Source organism: Nanoarchaeota archaeon (assembly GCA_018897155.1).
Taxonomy (GTDB): Archaea; EX4484-52; EX4484-52; order EX4484-52; family LFW-46; genus LFW-46.
Genome location: JAHILE010000055.1, coordinates 1 through 17,247 on the forward strand (window position 1 = coordinate 1; position 17,247 = coordinate 17,247).

The window sequence follows — 17,247 nt, forward strand, 5'->3', positions numbered from 1 at the left end:
CATCGTCTTTGACAAACCACGCTTTGCAGTCTTTGCATCGGTATTTCTGTTTTTTACCACATGCATTGTGTCGAAAACCTTTTTTGGCATAATTTGCAGATTTACATATTGGACAATTGAACGGCATAGAGATTCCTCTATACCTATTTGGTAACAGGAGTTTTTATAGATGACTTTAATTGGACAGTATCTCTCAAAACTCCGGATGGTTTGAGGATGTAACAAAGACTTGGAACAAATTGTGGGGCTAATAATAGGGGGCCTTTTAGTGCGTAAACTATTTTTTAATCATTACAAATGCATTTTTTGATACCGACTTACTTTTAAAGATTCTATGACAATATTTATTATTATTTTTTATTATTTTGGTGATATTTTGAGAACATTAAAAGAATGGCCCGATCCTGAAGATTATGTTGTATGCACAATATCTGAATTGAATCCGAACTCTGCAGTTGTGGTTCTTGACGAATATGAGGGTAAAAAAGGAATGGTGCATGTGTCAGAAGTCGCAAATACAATGGTCCGCGATATCCGGAGATTTGTAAAAATCGGCGAAAAAGAGATTGCAAAAGTCCTTTTTGTCGATCCTCAAAGAGGTTATGTCGGCCTTTCGCTTAAGCGCGTCAAGCCATCAATTCGGCGCGAAAAGATACTTGAGTTTAAGAACGAAAAAAAAGCCGAAAAATTTCTGAATTTTGCGGCAAAGGAAATGAAAAAGACAATAACTGATGCTTACGAAAAGGCAGGTTACCCTTTGATGGAAAAATATGGCGGCCTTCTTTATCCTGCTTTTGAATGCGCAAAAACAGGGGGCAAGGACGCCCTTATAAATGATGGTGTTCCTACCGATTGGGCAGCGGCTATTGCCGACATTGCAGAGAAAAACATAAAGGAAAAAGAGGTTGTAAAGACGCTGATACTTTCACTTGAATCATTCGCTCCGAATGGAGTAGTCGCGATAAAGAATGCCCTTGAAATAAAGGATAAAAAAGGCGTGGAAATAAAATATGTGAGTGCCCCGAAATTTAAGCTCACAGTTTCAGGACCGGATTATCCGGCGGTCGAGGCGCGCATTGCAAAAATCATAAAAAACGCCGAGGAGATAATGAAAAAAGCCGGCGGCGAAGTCAAGGTCGAGGAAGTCGCAGCTCAGTGACCTGTATGAATTCAATCCGTTTTTGCAGGAAATGCAAAGAATACACCATGAAAGATACTTGTTCTGTGTGCGGGTCTGCAACAATAGATCCCAAGCCTCCGAAGTTCTCGCCGCTTGATAAGTGGGGGAAGTGGAGGAGGAAAAGCAGAGATATGTGTAATTCAACTATTGAGTAATATCTGCTTTGACGACGATGAGGAGAGAAACGAAAGCAGCTGCGAAAGATTGATGGTTTCTGCAAAATTTAAAGATTCTGTTTGCAGTTTTATTATCGCTTGATATACCCCGCAGCTCTGCTGCGGTTGGGTGTGCCGCCGCAACGTTTGACTGACATCGCGGAAAATGAATGCGCGTTCAAATTATTTTTGATAGAGACCAACGGCATGCTTCTTGGCGAGGACAAGGAACTCGCAAAAGAGCTGAGCAGCTTTGGCGATTACATACATGTTCGGCTTTCTTTCAAAGCAGGCACTCCCGAAGCGTTTGAACAAAAAACAGGCGCAGAGGCAAAATATTTCGAAAACCAGTTTCGCGCTTTGGAATATTTGAAAAAATACGGCATTCCTTACAACCTTGCCGCAATGTCAAAGAATCCGGAGCTTATGCCGGATGGTGAGAGGCACAACTTGTTTAAAAGGATGGCGGAATATGGGCTTGAGAATTTCAGCCGGCTGGACGAAGAAAAAGCCGATTTATTCGGCATAACAAAAAAACGGCTTGCTGAAAGCGGAATCATTTCAAAGCCCGAAAATTTTGGACAAATGCTGTATGAGCCTATCAAACATTCTATTTTTCGCGAGGTGAATAAGGAAGGAAAAGCGCGTGAAGTATCGGAAAAAGAACTGGATGAATTAGTAAAGAGGTCTCTTGACACAAGTGAGTTCGGACTAATTGAAAGCCCGTGCAATACCTGCACTTCAAAAAAACCATGGCACGGGCACGGCGCAGAGGATGATTTGGGCGGTTTGCTGACGTACGGGTATTGATGTTGTTGATTTAATTCAGCGGCATTGCAAAACATATATAAACCTTCGCGCCAAGTTTTCTGTATGAGAATAACAATGGTTGGATTTCTGTCCAATGTAAAGCGTGCGGATCTTGAGAAAAAACTCGCATCATCAGACATCATAGATGATACGGACATTGAGAATCTGGACAAGGTCGACGGCGTGAAAGACGTAACTGTCGTCTTCAAGGAGCCGATTGACGCGCGTTTCATCGGAAAAACAATGATGGATCTTCTTGGAAATATTGAGAAGAAAATGGCAGCGGAAGATGAGGAGTGAGTTTGAGGCGTATTGATGACACTTCAAGAGAAAATAAATCTTCTTATTACACATATTGATACACTCCCTGATTTTAAAATAGTTTCTCCAGATTACCCATATAATCATATGGGTGCGACTATAGTTGATGCGATGCTTCAAGCAGGCTTAAAGTATGCTACGGTGGTTGAACCACGCGTTAAAAAATTACGGTCGACCTATTCAGAGGCTAAAACAACATCAGGATTTCTTGGATTATTAGAAAAATCGAGTCTAAATGAATTAATAAATTGGAAACACCCTGAAAAAATACATCGTATTCTGGAAGTGGCACGTTTTCTCGCTAAAGAAAGAATAGAAACTGAGGAACAACTTAAAATCTGGCTAAGCAATGAGTCGAATGTAGAACGATTTAAAGAAATTAGAGGGATTGGAAATAAAACTGCAGACTATTTCAAAATGTTGTCTGGCATTCCTACGAGTGCAATAGACCGTCATTTGATTAATTTTGTTAATCGCGCAGGAATATCAACACAGGGTTATTTTGATGTGCAAGAAATTATAAATGGCGTTGCAGAACAAAAAGGAATCAATAAGGTTGTGTTTGATTATAGTATTTGGAAATACATGTCCGAAGAAAAGAACAATGCGCGATTATGTAAACACTGAGACTTTATTTCCTCATAACAATCTCGACAATATCTCCGTCAAAAACGATGTGCTTTGCGCCTACTTGCTGGCCTGCGAACTTCACTGATTTTCCCCAGATATGCGCGACCAAGAAATTTTTTGCAAGGTCTTTGTGGATGTGCTCGCAAACACCCATTACCGTGCTATTTTTACGCAATATCAGCGGCTGCTTCATGTCTGCGGGCTTTCCGGGCTGCTTGAGATTTATGCGAATGATTCCTAGATTTTCAAACATTTTTTTCTTTAGCTCTTCAAGCCCGATTCCCTTGTCTGCTGAAATAAATACACAATCCTCGCCTATTTCTTTTCGCACGGATTCAATATTTTCAACGGCATCTACTTTATTCGCCACAATAACTAATGGAAGATAAATCCTGTTCGCTGTAATGACATCGATGAGCTCTTCAGGGGTTATGTCTGATTTTATCAGTATGTCTGCGTTGCGCAGATTGTATTCGTTCATGATTGCGATTATCATATCTTCAGAAATTTTTGTGAGTTTCATCGCGCAATTGATAGTTACTCCGCCGTATGGTTTTGTCTCTATTAGTACGTCCGGCTTTTTTTGATTAAATCGTATGCCTATGTTTTGAAGCTCCTTTTTCAGGATATCTATTTGCAGCCTTGGTTTTATTGCAGCATCAACTACGAGAAGTATAAGATTTGCGTTTCTTGCAACTGATAGGACTTTTTTCCCAAAGCCCTTGCCGAAAGAAGCATCTTCAATTATGCCCGGTATGTCAAGAATCTGGATTTTCGCGCCATTGTACTCTAGCATTCCCGGAATGATATCCAGCGTCGTAAATTCATAGGCGGCAACCTTTGATTCCGCATTAGTGACTTTATTTATAAGGGTTGATTTTCCGACAGAAGGAAATCCGACAAGAACTGCCGTCGCATCCCCGGCTTTTTTGACAGCATAACTGATTGTGCTCGTTCCTGATCTTTTCTTCTTGCGCATATCTTTTTCGTCTTCTAGTTTCGCAAGCTTTGCCTTGAGCTTTCCGAGATGCCCCTGCGTTGCTTTATTTGAAGGAGTCTTATCTATTTCATCAAGGATTTTCTGGATTTCGTCGTCTACGGACATAGCACATTATTGGAAAGAAAGGTTTAAGAGATTTGATGTTGCCTAAAGTACGGCAATTATCGAGCAGATCGGTAAAGAGCGTTAAGATTTAAATAGGTTATATCCTAATTATAAAGAGGTACTTTCTATGAGAGCTAATTTTCTGATTATTCTCGCGGCCGCGATGATTGTATTTGTTTCAGCAACAGCTGGCGTTAATGCACTTGATTCGCATGAAGGTGCGATTAATTCACCAGATAAAAACGCAATTAACTCACCTGATAATCACGGTAAAAAATACGTTGTTGATAAAGTCGGCGAAAAGGACTTGGAATCTTTGCGCGAAAAAGGCTGTGAAATCATAAAACAGCATAAGAAGGTGGCTTCTGTAAGCTGTTCTGATGATGTTGCGGCGGCGTTAAATCTCAAAGAGGATATAAAAGTGTATGCTGTTGACATTATTGCAGACGCGCAGATAGGGGCGGATTCTGCATGGGCTTCCGGTTATGCCGGCACAGACAGAAAAGTGGCGGTACTTGATACTGGAATAGATTACACTCATCCTGAACTTAGCGATAGTTTCGCCGGCGGATGGAATGAAATTGCCAACAACGATAATCCATTTGATGACAACGGCCACGGAACGCATGTTGCAGGAATAATAACTGCGAACGGCGTGGATTCAAGAGCAAAAGGTGTTGCTCCGGACGCAAAAGTCCTTGCATTCAAGGTGCTTGACAGCACAGGCTCAGGATATTTCAGCGATGTAATTGCCGCGATGTACGACGTAGTTGACGGGCAGGACGGTGTTTATGGCACAAATGATGATTATAATGCTGATGTGATAAGCATGAGCCTCGGTACAAGCGCGCCTTATCTATACACGGGCTCAAACTGCGATTATGCATATCCCGAGATGGTTACTGCAGTAGCTTACGCCAATTCAAGAGGCGTAGCAGTCGTAGCTGCTGCAGGGAATGACGCGCGCGGAGTTTCAATACCCGGGTGCATTTCGGGTGTGATAACAGTTGCTGCAGTTGACAGCAATGATTTAAGAGCTTCATTCTCCGGAGTCGGCGGCTCAGTCGATATTGCAGCCCCGGGTGTCGGAATTTATTCGACGCTACCGGGCAATTCATATGCTTCATGGAGCGGAACATCAATGTCAACTCCGATGGTTTCTGCAGTTGTCGCGCTTCTGAGGCAGGCAAAGCCAACAATAACTGTTGCGGAAATTAACAATGCTCTTTACAATACTGCAAAGGATTTAGGCACCGCGGGATGGGACAAATACTATGGCGCAGGCCGAGTAAACGCATCGGCAGCTATTGCTTATGTTTTGTCGCCGCCTGTTAAGCCGGCTATGCATATATCCGGCATTAGCATAACAAAACAGACATTAGGCTCCAAAACAAGAGCAGTTGTAACCGTCAAGGTTGCCGATGCAACAGAAAGCGCGGTTAGCGGTGCAAGCGTTTCAGGGTACTGGAGCGGGCTTACATCAGGCATCAGTACAGCGACAACAAGCACAAGCGGAACGGCAATAGTTTATTCCGCTTGGAAGACAAGAGCTAATGGCATATTTACCTTTACAGTTGACAATATTGCAAAAAGCGGATGGATTTATGACGCTTCAGTTAATGCCGCAAGCAGCGCGAGTATAAGGGTGCCGTGAAGGAAGCATATCTAATATTAGGTGCGAAGAAACGCAGAGCACTTTAGTTTTTGTATTGCTTCGCGCGAAATGTATAGTGAATTCAAGAACTTTTGATAACAATCTTTTCGAGTCCGGTCGCATCGCTCTCGGCTTTTTGAAACTCAGAGTTTTTAAAAGCTTTCCGCATAGCGGAATGATTTTCGACTTCGTTGAAAAATATTTGAATTCACAATTTCATGAAAATCTTAATGATTTTCAAGCTTTTGAACTGCTGTTCAAAATAGTTAATCGCCAATATAATAACAATCAAAAAATGTGCGATTAACTATAGTTAATGCTGCCCGCATCATGCAGTTTTCAGGTAAGATTATCAGTTTCTTCGGAACATATTTCTGAATTTATAGAAAAATTCAGATACTTTTGATTTAACGCCGTCATAGAATGCCCCGATTCTGCTTCTTTGTTCCGACCTTTCCTGGACTTCATTCCTGTAAGCGTTTCCTGTATTTTCCCCGGCTTCGTTTCTATAATCAGTTTCTGTTCTTTTTTCGGTTTCTTTTGCGATACCGGAATCTGCCGAATTAGATGCCCCTTCTTTTTGAATTGCCGGCCCTGACATTGGATTGGATGCCGCTGCATCTGTAAAAACGAAACTGGCTATAGCCGCTATCGATAGGATAAAAACAACTGCTTTTATTTTCATAGTTACTCCTCTATATATTTAATTGCTTTAGTTATTTATATATTTAGTAATTTGTGCTGTGTCGCATAAATCCGTTCAATCCAGCAGAAACTCCTGTCGGAATCCTGACATTTTCAACAAGCTTATCGCGCTTTTCTTTAACCGGAAGCTTGTCGCCATGCTATATTGCGGATTCTATCAGTTTCGCGCGACATCCTTGCAATATCCATAGTTTCTGCTATTGTTCTTCCTTGCGCGATTAAGCCCCGAATATCCTTGCCTGTTTGGCAAGAAAGCCGCTCTCTTCGATTTTCAGTTTATGGGATATTCGGAAATAGGTTTTATGTAACGCGACGTTTAAATATGAGCGTTACGCATATGTGCCTGTTAAGAGGCGAGAAGCAGAGGACACTGAGTAAGTCTTGCCGTGGAATTACTGCTTTTTCTCCTTTTCAAGTTTAGCAAGCATATCCTGTAATTCATGCTTGGCTTTTGGGAGTTCAACATGTATGGCATCCCAGACTAGGCGGTAATCTATCCCGAAGTATGCATGAATGAGCCTGTCCCTCATACCCGCCATCTTTGGCCACGGCACGTTAGGGTACTTCTTTTTCATCTCATTAGGAATGTGTTTTGTCGCTTCGCCGATAATTTCAAACTTTCTGATAACTGCGCTGGAAGCCATATCATCTTCTTCAAGCTCTTCTTGGTCCTTGTTTTCTACAAACTGTTCTATGGACTCCATGGCTTGAATTATGTCTTTTACAAACAGCTTATAATTGCGATTCATATTTCTTGCGCCTCGTTGAATATTTGCTTCTTTAGCTCCTTTCGAACTCCGCCTTCAGAAACAACATCTACTTTTATTTTGAGCTTTTTTTCAAGAAAATCTGCAAGCCCGACAAAGTCAAATAAAGTAGCTCCTTTATAAAATCTTACAAGAACGTCAAGGTCGCTTCCTTTTTTCTGCTCTCCGCGCGCGTAAGAGCCAAAGATTCCGATGACTTCCGCTTTGTAGTCCTTCCTCATCTCTGCGCCCAGTTTCCGTATTTTTTGGCGAATTGCCCTAAGCTCTGCGCTTTGCGGGCGCGCCAGTGCTGTTTGCGACATAAGATTAATTGCGCGCAGGTGCTTAAATATGTTTTTTAAGTGGTTATGTTATCGGGGTATGACTATTTTTTAGTGGATTTTGGCTTTGAAAAAAACTTTTTATCCAGTTTCCAAACTGCGAAGAATATTATTACCAAAAAAATCATAAACCCTAATCCTGAAGGAGTCAGTAAACTGACCTTTGCTGATTTGACTACGATTAAGAACGCAACAATCAATATTATCTCAGACCAATCCATAAACTCACATCTATTTTTTCTTTATCTGTATGATTGCTCAGATTATGGCTATAAAGGCAATCAATAGCACAAGAAAACACCACGCGACCATTAACGCCTCTATTGTGGTGGGTTTTTTGTAGTTGTTTTTGAATAATTTTTGACGGGTTATTGCTCGCCATCCAAAATACAAAATCGGTATGAATAAGTATCCAATTATGGTTCCTAAAAATACCTCAAGCGCCATAATATCACTGACCTGTTTTGTTTTTAAGAGATTTTGCCTTTCGATATTTCTCACGGTGTTTTTTAATCCACGTTATATTGAAATATAAAAACCATATTACGAAAGCGTAAATAGCAAGAATCCCAAAAGTTTCAAAAAATGTTTTAATAAGTATTAGGATTACAATAACAGTCACTATTTTATTAGATACTATTTTATCGATGAAGTTACCCATTAAATCACTTATCAGTCTTATTTTGACTAGATTTTGTATTAGCGTTATTACTTTTTCCTCTCAAATACCACAATAAAATTAAAAACAAAATAATCTCCATATTAACCAAAATTCCAAGAGGAATTTTGGGCAATATATAAATTACGATAGCTACACTTAAAATACCGCCAAGTGCAAGCATGAAATAGTCAACCATTACTTTAAGATCAAGTTTTTTTGTTTCAGAATTTTTGGTCAATATGCCTAGCGCCAAAGGAGAAAACATACTTGCGGAAAATATTGCTATAATGGCAGTTAGTTCTGGATGCGAGCTTTGTGATGTGGGTTGAAGTGTGAGTAATATGAGTATTGTGGTAAACGCAAGTGCTAGTCCTCCAATAAAATAAGATAATACTAGTTTCTCATAATATTTAAAATTAGAAAATTCGTCTTCTTTTTTGCCTAAGGATAAGAGAATGATGGATGCATAGCCGACCACTATTGCCGCGATACTAAATCCAATAATTACATTAGTTCCTACAGAATTAATGTTGAAACCGCTTGCAATTTCTGCAGCAGTTATATTAATATTTATAGTCCCCATCTATTTCACTTTTTCTTTTCCTTCTCATTAATCATCTCTTCGGTCATAATCGGTTGCTGCTGTTTTTGTCCTTCTGCGCTGTCCTTTTCTTTGTTTAATTCAGTCTCCTCAGGCACAACAATTTCCCCGCGCTCTTTCATGTCTTTCAGCTTTTTGCCGAGGTTTAGGACAAACATCTTTGTCTTCTCGCGCAAATCGTAGACATCGCGCTCGGGAATTTCGTTTTCCTTTCCGTCCTTGACCATTGTAAGCACGCGTGTCAGGTGCTCAAACAGTTCTGCATGCGAGTCCTTGAAGTCCGGGAAGTGCTGGTACATTACTTTTGGAAGGTCTTTGAGGGATTCCGGCGGAGTTACGCCTTTGTATTTCAGCGCCCCTACATTCGCTTTTAAGAACGTTTTGTAAGTATTCATGAGCACTGTGGATTTTTTCTTTGATTCAAGGTCTTTCACAAGTTTTTCCATGCGCTTGACAAATTCGTCAGTCAGATTGAGGTATTTGTCAACTTCTGCGCCGCATACTTTACAGTCTTCCTCTTTTCTGTGCTCGAGTTCCTTTGCGAATTTTCTTATATCTTCAGCATCCTTGACGTATTTTTCCTCAAGAAGCCCGTCAGCTACAAATGATTCGCGAAGAGCTTTCGGCACTTCTTCCTTGTTCGGCGGAACGCGGCCTATGAACATCAATGCTCCCTGGCCTGCCGCAGCCATGCCCTGTTCAAGATAGTGTGCGGCGGATTTGACTCTTGCGCGCGCATATTCCACAAATTCAGGAGCTGCCGCAATCTTTTTGTCAACCGCTTCCTTTGTTGTCGGGATTTTTCCGCGAAGGAGCATCCTTTTTGCAGGCATGAACACGCCAACGTCAAAAACAGGGACGCCTGTCCGCAATATCGCAAGAAGAACAGCTTCCGCAGTCCTCATATTTTCCCAGAATTCTGTGAGAAACATAAATGCCTGAATCGTTATTCCCTGGCCTTCCGGGATTTTGTTTGCTTCGTTTGTGTCTTTTGCCACTCGCAGGATTTCATTCCATATCCTGTCCTTTACTTCCTGCGGGATTTCCTGCTCGATTTTTGTGTCATCCATTAAGACAAATGTGTCGATGTCGCTTGTCTTCTTGTGGCTGCCCGTTGCTGTTGAGCCGTAAACTATGACGCATTTGACGGTTTTCTTGAATTTTTCAATTAATCTTCGCGAGAAATCCTGGGCGACTTTGAAGCGCCTTTCCTGCTCCTTTTTTCTTTCCTTTTCTTCAGGGGTGCTTTCTTTCTTTTCATCTTTATGTTCGCCCTCTTTTTGGGTTTCTTCTTTATTTCCAACAGGTGCGCCGCTCTTTTTTTCAACAGGAGTTGTCTCTTTTTTAGTTTCCTTATTTTTTCTTAGAGTGTATCGTTCATGAAGTTTTTTTGTAGATGTCTCTTCCTGCTTTTCCTTTTTGGATTCGGGCTCTTTAGAATTTTTTTTCTGTGCGTCCTTAGAAGGCATAATCATCAAAATATATATGGAAAGATGGCTTTAAATAGAAATTTAAATATTTGCAATCATTCAAGAGTTATAAATCTTACGAACTAAGAAAATAAACGGGTGTATTCATGAGCGGTAAAGAAATGATGCGAGAACTTTTTGGTGTTTTCGGAGATTCCGCAGTAGCATTAACAGAGCTTCCAGAACCTTATGAAACTGGTGGTATGCGTGTTATTCCGCATTATACTGTTAAGAAAACTACAAACTGTCCTGAAGGGTATCTCCAATCATCAATGAATATTGAAATCACGGCGCATCCTACTTTTTAATATATATTTCTACAAACTGTCCTGAGTGTAAAAAATGCGAACCCCTAAATAATGCCATACTTGAAATAAAAGCGATTCTGAAACGCCACGATATTTCGCCATTATGTCAGTACTTTGACGGAAAAACACTTAAACTGGAATAGAATATTTGAAGGCAATTGAACTACTTCATTTGCAAATGCTCTGAAAGAGCCACCCTTAGTTTTCCGTCAACAAAAGACGAGCCTGCAAGCCGCATGTTTTGCGGTATGTGCAGGATTTTCATATACATTTTTTCAGGCGCAACCGCTCTTATCTCTATGGATTCGCCAAGAAGCATTATTTTTATACTGTCGCCTGATTTGACTCCGGGAATTTCTGTGTCAAGCATTATTCTGCCCGGGAGGCGAGTTATGTCTGTTTTTGGCTCGACAACCTCAAGCGGCTTGTTCGGAGTATTCAGGAAGCTGTTTTGTTTCTGGCGCTTTGAATGGATTTTACGATCTTCTTGAGAATTGTTTATGGTTTTGTTCGGCAGCATATTTATTTCAAGATTGCCTTTGTTTTCAGAACCGGTTAGCGAAGAAATTATTGATTGAGTTATCTCTTTTGTCAGCGCTTCCGAGCAGTTCTTGATGTTTGCTCCGCAGGATGCGCAGAACTTCCACTTTTCTTCCAAAACCGAATTGCAAGCAGCACAACGCATAGGCACCATCATTTAATAACTTTCTTCAGAATTTCCAGAGGTTCGTTCGGCTTTATTTCAAAGCCTTTTGAAGTAAGCGATAGAATCATCCAGAACACATCTGATATGCAGCGAAGCGAAGCAACCGCGCTTACTTTTTTGCCCTGGAAAACAAGAGTGTCGCCGTCGTAGTCGAATGTTATCTGCTGGAATTTTTCCGCATCAAGATCAATCTGCTGGCCTTCGGGGCCTGTGATAATCAGTTCCATTTTTTCCGGCGGTTTTATCTCTACTGTATAGTCTGCCATAAGAATCACTAATTATATTATTATTGCGCAAGGTTGTATTTAAAGAAGTATTTTAAAAATCTGACTTTTGGAATTATCCGACTTGTTTCAAAAAAATAGTTTTTTCTCTTCTGAAAGTTATTTTTTCTCGCGCGCTTGCAACAATCCCAGAATATTATCTTCAGTGTCTTTGAAGTAGGCGGAATATCCTCTATTGTTAAATTCCGTTTTTTCCTTAATAACTCTGCCGCCCATCTCCTTTATAGTTTTTAGTGTTTCATCAATATTATCGACATCTATCGTTATTACCGGAGAGTTTATCGGGTTTGAACGCTTCAGCATTCCGCCGTTTATTGCGCCCGGTTCATTTAACCTCTCACCGTCATCTGTCGGTGCAGTGTGCCGGAGCGTATAATTAATGTCTGGCATGTCATTTATCTTCCATCCGAAAATATCGCTATAAAACTTTTGGGCGCGCTTGACATTTTCTGCAGGAATTTCAAAATGTACTACACGGTTCATAAAATTGCCTCTGGATAATACTTGTTTTAATTCAGTATATATAGATTTTGCAGAAGATGGAAGAACATATTGTGATTGACGTGAATTAGTTGGTTGATGTGAACCGGTTATCGGAATAATCGTGAGCCATTGTCTTTGTTTGAATGAGTTTGAGCATAGGAAGAAGTATTACTGCTAAAACGCGAAAACGGTTTTAATCGGTTCAAACCACCATGCCCTCTCTTGCAATTTCCTTTATAATAGATAGCTCGTTTCTTCTTTCGCGAAATTCTTTATGGGTGAGGCAGATTATTTCGACGTTCGCAGGACGATCTACAAGCTCGTAAATTTCCTCGAGCCTTTTTCTGAACGGCACATTTTCGAAATCATCTGATAAAATAAGCAGGTCATAGTCGCTTGATTCGAGATGGTCGCCGCGCGCCCGGGAGCCGAACAGCAGTATTTTTGCATCAGGATATTTCTTTTTTATTTTTTCAAGAAGCCACTCTATTTCTCTAACTTGCCCTTTACCCATACGAATATTACCTCTGCTCTTTTAAGCGCATCTCTGCCGCTTTCTTCATCATATAATTCTGCAGGAATACCGCCTGCTGCATCAGGGTATCTTGTTATTATAAAATCTGGAGTGAGTTTTCTTGCAACCGAAATGAGTTCTTTTGGTAGAGAGACCGCCATTGCAAGTTCGAAAAGATTGTGTGTTTTAGGAGCCGTGTCATTCTTTGAGAAGATAAAATACGCTTTCAGGGCTTTTTCAGCGCATTGCTCTGCAAAGAAAGCGCCAGCATAGTAATTCTTTGCGGTGAGGCAGTCTCGCGAGGTTTTCAAATCCGCTTCTGCCTGCTTTATCCAGTTCTCGGCTTCTTTGCGCATACTTTTTATTGCATTTGGGAATATATAAAGCAGGATGTTTTGTGAAGCTGCGCGCCAACACACTAGTTCTGCATAAGTTTGAGTACGGGAAAGGGGTTTATCAATAAGAAAATTGCTTTAAATATTTGTGTGTGAACAGGGATATTATGGGTGTAATCTCTAATTTATCCGACTTTCTTCAAGGAAAAACGAAAATCCTGGAAGAAGAAGTATCTATTTCAGAAGCACAAGCAATTATGAAAAATATACCCGAAGATACTTTTGTTTCCACCATTCCTGATATTTATGGATACGAGATACATCCATTAACTACGGTTCGCAGAATTTCAGAAGAAATTGCCGATTTCGGAAAGCCATTTGATGGTATTGAAAACCATCCAATTAAAAAAATAATGCATATTGTTTATCAAAATAGAGACGGCTCTAAGTCATATCGATTTGTCAAATCATATGTAATTTAAAACCCAACCCCAACTTTCTCATCCTCAAACTCGAAAGCCGATTTCGTTTTCCCGCCTTTGCCAATTACAACTTGCGAAGTCGTATCCTTCTCAATCATTGATTTCCACTTTGAAAGAAGCGCGCCGTCGCCGTCAAGATACAGCTTTATTTTCTCTTTGACATTCAGGTTTGCATCTTTTCGCATAATCTGGACGTGTCGTATAAGTTCCCTTATTAGCGATTCCTGGATTATTTCATTGTCGCGCTCAGTGTCAAGATAAACTGCTCCTCCTGTAAATGTTTGGCCCGCGAGGTTTTCTGTGACTTTCTCGCGGATTATGAGCATTTCTGGCGTCAGCTCAAAATTCCCAAGTTTTATTTTGCCCTTTTTTGCGTCTTCCTTTACTTTGCGCGCGCCAGCCTTTGAAAGCAAATCTGCGACAGTTTTTGCGTCTTTGCCGAATGCCGGGCCAAAGACTTTGTAATTCGGCTTGACATCGATTTCAAGGGATACGTCTCCAAATGCAATATCCTTTACATTTGCGAGCTCGCATACAACGTCATGAAGCCGCTCTATTGCAGAAACAATTTTCGCATCACCTGAAACTGTCGCTTTTTTCAGCGGCCATCTCAGGCGCAAATTCTTCTCCTGCCTTATTGAGTTGATTGATTCGACAACATCAAGCGCAATTTTCATGTCTTGTTCAAGGCCGGCATCAACGAGCGTTTTGTCAGAGTCTGGGAAATCGCAAAGATGGACTGATTCTTTACCCTCAGCTCCACTAAGCATCTGATAAATCGCCTCCGCGCTGAAAGGCGCAGCAGGCGCGATAAGCAATATTGCCTTTTGCAGGACATAATCCATCACAGCGAATGCGGTTTCCTTGTCTTTGCCTTCGTAATTCGGCGATGTGCGCTCGCGCGTCAGCTTTATGTAAGTCCTTGAAAAGTCGTTCACAATGAAATCATGGATTGCCGCAAGCGACTTGAAGCCGACATAATTCTTGTTGTGCTTTCCGCATTCTTCTGCAAGCGTATTAACACGCGAAAGCATCCATTTGTCGATTGTTGCAAGCGTTTTTGTGTCGAACTTTTCCGAAGGCTTGAAACCCTTTGGAGCATACGATTTCATGAAATTGACTGAATTGAACAGGATGTTGAAGAACTTCTGCACTGATTTGACCGCTTCCCAATCAAAGTAGAAGTCCGATTCAGGAGTGTTTGAGAGCAGGTAATAGCGCAGGACATCGCGCGAGAATTTCTCAATCACATCGCCTGGCGCAATGACATTGCCCAAGGATTTTGACATCTTATTGCCCTTATTGTCTAGCACCATGCCGTGCATTATTATGTTGTTGAAAGGCCTTCTGCCGAAGGTTATTGTTGAGCAGATAAGCTGTGAATTCCACCATCCTCGAATCTGGTCAGGGCCTTCGATGTTCAGCTCTGCAGGCCACATTTTGTTGAACTTTTCCTTTTCTTTCGGATAATGCAGCGATGCCCATGACGAGACGCCTGAATCAAACCAGACATCAAGCACGTCAGGAATTCTTTTTTGCATTCCGCCGCATTTTGCGCATTTGAATGCGATTGTGTCAATATAAGGCCTGTGCAGGTCTGTCAGCGTCTTTCCGCATTCGCCAAGTTCTTCAACCGAGCCGATGACTTTTACATTATTGCATTTGTCGCAGACCCAAATTGGAAGCGGAATGCCCCAATATCTCTGCCTTGAAATCGGCCAGTCGCTTAAGTTGTCGAGCCAGTCGCCGAAGCGTTTCTGCGCCCAGTCAGGAACCCAATTGACTTTTTTGTTTTCTTCTACGAGTTTGTTTCGGATTTCACTGACTTTGAAGAACCATTGAGGAACTGCAACTTGGAGAAGAGGTGTTTTGCATCGCCAGCAGTGAGGATAATCGTGCGTGACTTTTTCTGATGCGAGGATTGCGCGCCGCGCCGCGAGTTCTGCAATTATTTCTGTATCCGCCTCTTTTACATATCTTCCGGCGAATTTGCCTACACTTTTGTCAAATGTGCCATCCAAATTGACCGGGCAGAGCTTTTGAAGATTATTTTCAAGGCCTACTTTGAAGTCTTCTTTACCATGGCCCGGAGCAGTATGTACTAATCCTGCGCCGTCAGTTAGAGTAACGAACATTTCTGAGAGAACGATTTTTCCATTGACGTTTTTCTGAAGCGGCAGGATGTCTTTTAATGGGTTGGTGTATTCTTGTCCTGCAAGATCTTTTCCAAGCACGATGCCTGTGATTTTAAAGTGTTTAATTCCTGCTTTTTTCATTACTGTATTGACAAGCTCTTTTGCGATTATGAGTGTTTCGCTATTTTGGGATTTAGGGTTCCCAAAAGCTTGAAAATCCGAAGGATTTTCATGAGCATCATCATTAATCTGTACTTTTGCATATTCGAACTTCGGATGAACCATTATTCCGGTATTTGAAGGAAGTGTCCATGGAGTGGTAGTCCAGATGACGAAATATGTATTGGGAATGTTTTTTGCCAGGAATTTGACAAACACTGCAGGATCTGTTGCTTTCTGATATTCTATTTCGCTGTAGGCGACTGCGGTTGCGCAATGTGAGCAGACATGCACCGGATAGATTCCCTTGTAAAGAAGCCCTTTTTCGAATGCGATTTTGAACGTGTGCCACGCGCCCTCTATATAGTAATTATGAAGTGTAAGGTAGGGGTTTTCCCAATCCATCCAGACGCCGAGGTCTTCGAACTGTTCGTTCATTATGCCTATAAAATCAGTTGCGAACTTTCTGCATTCTGCATTGAATTTTTCTATGCCGAATTTTTCTATGTCTGATTTTTGGTTCAAGCCCAGTTTTTTTTCGACTTTGTTCTCTATCGGAACGCCATGAGTATCATATCCCGGCTGTGAATTGACGTCAAAGCCCGCCATCCGGAAGTAGCGCATATAGTAGTCCTTCAGCGTCTTGTTCAGGCCCGTGCCCATGTGAATATAGCCGGTTGCATAAGGCGGGCCGTCCATGAAGTAGTATGGTTTCTGTCCTTTTCGGGCTGAAAGAACCTTTTTTCTTATGCCTTTTTCTTTCCAGAACTGCGCGATTTCGACTTCCATCTGTTTCATGTTAAACGCGCCGGATGCTTGAGGCGCAGAGGCTTCGCTTTGGGCTGTTTTGGCTGGATTGTCTTGCTTTTGAATCATGGAAATTATCTCATTACGTCTCACTGCACTCGAAGCTTTTTATTGCAGCGCGTACTTTAGTGCAATAAAAATACCTTTAGGCGGATAATTTAATAAGGCTTTGATAAATTCGCTGATTAAGGATATTTTTCAAAAATAACCATTTTTTCTCCAGAGCCGTCAACGTTTAGAGCGTCTATGTACTTTTGAATGTTTTCCTCATTTCCTGTCAGTTCCGCATAGGTTACTGACGTATTTTTTCCTTTTTCATATGGCTTATTAATTCCTTCATCGCTTCCAAAATGAAGTTTTGTATTGACTCCTGTTTTATGGGCTAAATATTGATTAATCATAATCCACATGTCTTGTCCGGGCAATACCCGATACGTTTCAGTCACTTTTCCGTTATTTTGTCCGTTGTTTTTCATACTTATTTCAACTCGTTATCCGCAAAAGCGCTCATCATTCGGATGTTCGCCGCGCATTATTCAAAGTTCATAGTAAAAACTCAAAGAACAAGCAAGCGAAGAGAACGAAAAGGCGCCTTCGCTTAGATAATTATAATAATGCCCATAATTCCAATTATTGCAAAGCTTATACTAACTTCA

General features: G+C 41.2%; 23 protein-coding genes. 8 read left to right on the forward strand and 15 right to left on the reverse strand.

The window, feature by feature from the left end:
* Nucleotides 1-376 precede the first annotated feature (376 nt).
* The 5 genes from KKB09_07295 to KKB09_07315 all read left to right on the forward strand — a co-directional run bounded on the left by KKB09_07295 (nucleotide 377) and on the right by KKB09_07315 (nucleotide 3,093).
* Nucleotides 377-1,159, forward strand: coding sequence for a S1 RNA-binding domain-containing protein (locus KKB09_07295; protein ID MBU4300990.1), 783 nt, complete (start codon nucleotides 377-379; stop codon nucleotides 1,157-1,159).
* A 5-nt stretch (nucleotides 1,160-1,164) separates the two neighbouring features.
* Nucleotides 1,165-1,335 carry a ribosome biogenesis protein gene (locus KKB09_07300; protein ID MBU4300991.1) on the forward strand — a complete coding sequence of 57 codons (171 nt, stop codon included), beginning with the start codon at nucleotides 1,165-1,167 and terminating at the stop codon, nucleotides 1,333-1,335.
* Between the two features lie 147 nt (nucleotides 1,336-1,482).
* Nucleotides 1,483-2,145 (forward strand): hypothetical protein, encoded by a 663-nt coding sequence (locus KKB09_07305; protein MBU4300992.1) that lies wholly within the window; start codon nucleotides 1,483-1,485, stop codon nucleotides 2,143-2,145.
* 63 nt (nucleotides 2,146-2,208) lie between these two features.
* A complete protein-coding gene (locus KKB09_07310; protein MBU4300993.1) occupies nucleotides 2,209-2,445 on the forward strand; it encodes a hypothetical protein in 237 nt (78 codons plus the stop codon).
* 15 nt (nucleotides 2,446-2,460) lie between these two features.
* Entirely contained in the window at nucleotides 2,461-3,093 is a 633-nt protein-coding gene (locus KKB09_07315) for a hypothetical protein (GenBank protein ID MBU4300994.1), read from the forward strand.
* Nucleotides 3,094-3,097: 4 nt separating this feature from the next.
* Here the strand turns inward: KKB09_07315 and KKB09_07320 are convergent, their stop codons facing one another.
* A complete protein-coding gene (locus KKB09_07320; protein ID MBU4300995.1) occupies nucleotides 3,098-4,201 on the reverse strand; it encodes a GTP-binding protein in 1,104 nt (367 codons plus the stop codon).
* A gap of 127 nt (nucleotides 4,202-4,328) precedes the next feature.
* On the opposite strand from KKB09_07320, the gene KKB09_07325 reads away from it, so the two are divergent.
* A complete protein-coding gene (locus KKB09_07325; GenBank protein MBU4300996.1) occupies nucleotides 4,329-5,855 on the forward strand; it encodes a S8 family serine peptidase in 1,527 nt (508 codons plus the stop codon).
* A 352-nt stretch (nucleotides 5,856-6,207) separates the two neighbouring features.
* Here KKB09_07325 and KKB09_07330 read toward each other — a convergent pair whose 3' ends face one another.
* The 7 genes from KKB09_07330 to KKB09_07360 form a co-directional block, all read right to left on the reverse strand.
* Complete coding sequence (locus tag KKB09_07330) at nucleotides 6,208-6,540, reverse strand: hypothetical protein (GenBank protein MBU4300997.1); 333 nt, start codon at nucleotides 6,538-6,540, stop codon at nucleotides 6,208-6,210.
* Nucleotides 6,541-6,952: 412 nt separating this feature from the next.
* Nucleotides 6,953-7,309, reverse strand: a complete 357-nt coding sequence (locus tag KKB09_07335; GenBank protein MBU4300998.1) for a DUF86 domain-containing protein — start codon at nucleotides 7,307-7,309, stop codon at nucleotides 6,953-6,955.
* Entirely contained in the window at nucleotides 7,306-7,629 is a 324-nt protein-coding gene (locus KKB09_07340) for a nucleotidyltransferase family protein (GenBank protein MBU4300999.1), read from the reverse strand. Before KKB09_07340 ends, KKB09_07335 begins: the two co-directional genes overlap by 4 nt.
* A gap of 62 nt (nucleotides 7,630-7,691) precedes the next feature.
* A complete protein-coding gene (locus tag KKB09_07345) occupies nucleotides 7,692-7,868 on the reverse strand; it encodes a hypothetical protein (protein ID MBU4301000.1) in 177 nt (58 codons plus the stop codon).
* Between the two features lie 37 nt (nucleotides 7,869-7,905).
* Nucleotides 7,906-8,148, reverse strand: a complete 243-nt coding sequence (locus KKB09_07350) for a hypothetical protein (GenBank protein ID MBU4301001.1) — start codon at nucleotides 8,146-8,148, stop codon at nucleotides 7,906-7,908.
* Between the two features lie 164 nt (nucleotides 8,149-8,312).
* On the reverse strand, nucleotides 8,313-8,891 hold the full coding sequence (locus KKB09_07355) for a hypothetical protein (GenBank protein ID MBU4301002.1): 579 nt from the start codon (nucleotides 8,889-8,891) through the stop codon (nucleotides 8,313-8,315).
* A gap of 5 nt (nucleotides 8,892-8,896) precedes the next feature.
* Nucleotides 8,897-10,378 (reverse strand): nucleotidyltransferase domain-containing protein, encoded by a 1,482-nt coding sequence (locus tag KKB09_07360; GenBank protein ID MBU4301003.1) that lies wholly within the window; start codon nucleotides 10,376-10,378, stop codon nucleotides 8,897-8,899.
* 107 nt (nucleotides 10,379-10,485) lie between these two features.
* Between KKB09_07360 and KKB09_07365 the strand changes: the two genes are divergently transcribed.
* Nucleotides 10,486-10,686 (forward strand): hypothetical protein, encoded by a 201-nt coding sequence (locus KKB09_07365; GenBank protein MBU4301004.1) that lies wholly within the window; start codon nucleotides 10,486-10,488, stop codon nucleotides 10,684-10,686.
* 163 nt (nucleotides 10,687-10,849) lie between these two features.
* Here the strand turns inward: KKB09_07365 and KKB09_07370 are convergent, their stop codons facing one another.
* The 5 genes from KKB09_07370 to KKB09_07390 all read right to left on the reverse strand — a co-directional run bounded on the left by KKB09_07370 (nucleotide 10,850) and on the right by KKB09_07390 (nucleotide 13,029).
* Complete coding sequence (locus tag KKB09_07370; protein ID MBU4301005.1) at nucleotides 10,850-11,371, reverse strand: zinc ribbon domain-containing protein; 522 nt, start codon at nucleotides 11,369-11,371, stop codon at nucleotides 10,850-10,852.
* An 8-nt stretch (nucleotides 11,372-11,379) separates the two neighbouring features.
* The gene (locus KKB09_07375; protein ID MBU4301006.1) at nucleotides 11,380-11,658 is read right to left on the reverse strand and encodes a hypothetical protein; all 279 of its coding nucleotides are present in this window, start codon (nucleotides 11,656-11,658) and stop codon (nucleotides 11,380-11,382) included.
* Nucleotides 11,659-11,775: 117 nt separating this feature from the next.
* A complete protein-coding gene (locus tag KKB09_07380) occupies nucleotides 11,776-12,159 on the reverse strand; it encodes a VOC family protein (GenBank protein MBU4301007.1) in 384 nt (127 codons plus the stop codon).
* A 202-nt stretch (nucleotides 12,160-12,361) separates the two neighbouring features.
* Nucleotides 12,362-12,673 (reverse strand): nucleotidyltransferase domain-containing protein, encoded by a 312-nt coding sequence (locus KKB09_07385; protein MBU4301008.1) that lies wholly within the window; start codon nucleotides 12,671-12,673, stop codon nucleotides 12,362-12,364.
* Nucleotides 12,646-13,029, reverse strand: a complete 384-nt coding sequence (locus tag KKB09_07390; GenBank protein ID MBU4301009.1) for a HEPN domain-containing protein — start codon at nucleotides 13,027-13,029, stop codon at nucleotides 12,646-12,648. The genes KKB09_07385 and KKB09_07390 overlap by 28 nt, the downstream gene beginning before the upstream one ends.
* A gap of 146 nt (nucleotides 13,030-13,175) precedes the next feature.
* Between KKB09_07390 and KKB09_07395 the strand changes: the two genes are divergently transcribed.
* On the forward strand, nucleotides 13,176-13,490 hold the full coding sequence (locus KKB09_07395) for a hypothetical protein (GenBank protein MBU4301010.1): 315 nt from the start codon (nucleotides 13,176-13,178) through the stop codon (nucleotides 13,488-13,490).
* Here the strand turns inward: KKB09_07395 and ileS are convergent.
* Entirely contained in the window at nucleotides 13,487-16,660 is a 3,174-nt protein-coding gene (gene ileS / locus KKB09_07400) for an isoleucine--tRNA ligase (protein ID MBU4301011.1), read from the reverse strand. The two genes, KKB09_07395 and ileS, sit on opposite strands and share 4 nt — an antisense overlap.
* Nucleotides 16,661-16,776: 116 nt before the next feature.
* Nucleotides 16,777-17,067: a hypothetical protein gene (locus KKB09_07405; protein MBU4301012.1), complete on the reverse strand. Its 291-nt coding sequence runs from the start codon at nucleotides 17,065-17,067 to the stop codon at nucleotides 16,777-16,779.
* Nucleotides 17,068-17,247: the final 180 nt, after the last annotated feature.